Origin of the sequence: Lentzea indica (assembly GCF_012184385.1) — a bacterium.
GTDB lineage: Bacteria > Actinomycetota > Actinomycetes > Mycobacteriales > Pseudonocardiaceae > Lentzea > Lentzea indica.
Genome location: NZ_VSRL01000570.1, coordinates 1 through 984, shown reverse-complemented (window position 1 = coordinate 984; position 984 = coordinate 1). Strand labels below are relative to the sequence as shown.

The window sequence follows — 984 nt, the reverse complement described above, 5'->3', positions numbered from 1 at the left end:
CTAGACGAGTAAGTCCTAAGTCCGGGCGGTGTCTGGAGACGGATGAAGGGTGTTCAAGATCAGTTTGTGAGGACCGACCTGAACACCCTTCTGACCGCACTCTACGTCAAGATCGATGATCACCTGGGCAGGCCCGCCCGGACCGGACGACCACCACGGCTGACCGACGCCGAACTGCTCACCCTCGCTGTGGCCCAAGCCTTACTCGGCATCCGCTCCGAGGCCCGCTGGCTGAGGTTCCTTCCTCGCCATCTGCCTGGCGCTTTCTCTTACCTGCCACAGCAATCCGGCTACAACAAGCGACTGCGCACCGCGGTCCCGCTGCTCAAGCGGATCATCCGGCTACTCGCCGTCGACACTGACCTGGGGACGGACGCGACCTGGGTGGTCGACTCCACCCCGGTCGAGTGCGCTCGCTCCCGCGAAGCCGCCAAACGCTCCGAACTGGCCGGCTGGGCAGGCTACGGCTACTGCTCATCGCATTCCCGGTTCTTCTGGGGCCTGCGCCTGCACCTGGTCTGCACCCCGGCCGGCCTCCCGATCACCTGGGCACTGGCCAATCCCAAGCTCGACGAACGCCAAGTGCTGATGGCGGTCCTGGACCACGATCCCTCGGTGCTGGCCGACCGGCCCGGTCTGCTGATCATCGCGGACAAGGGCTACGTCTCCCGCGAGCTGGACACCTTCCTGGCCGAGCGCGGGGTGCAGCTGCTGCGCCCCTCGTATCGCAACCGCACCCCACACCCGGCCCAGCACCTGCTCAAACCGGTCCGGCAACTCATCGAGTCGGTCAACGACACCCTCAAAGGCCAGCTCGACCTCGAGCTACACGGCGGACGCACCATCGACGGCGTCACCGCCCGCATCGCCCAACGCCTGCTCGCAATGACCGCCGCGATCTGGCACAACCGCGCCACCGGCCAGCCCGTCACCCGATCCCTGATCGCCTACGACCACTGATCAGTTAGGACTTACTCGTCTAGA

The 984-nt window shown here is 65.8% G+C and carries 1 protein-coding gene; it reads left to right on the top strand.

Going from position 1 to position 984, the window contains the following annotated elements; all coding sequences use genetic code 11:
* Positions 1-66: 66 nt before the first annotated feature.
* A complete protein-coding gene (locus FXN61_RS49660) occupies positions 67-960 on the top strand; it encodes an IS982 family transposase (RefSeq protein WP_167980667.1) in 894 nt (297 codons plus the stop codon).
* The last annotated feature ends 24 nt before the right edge of the window (positions 961-984 follow it).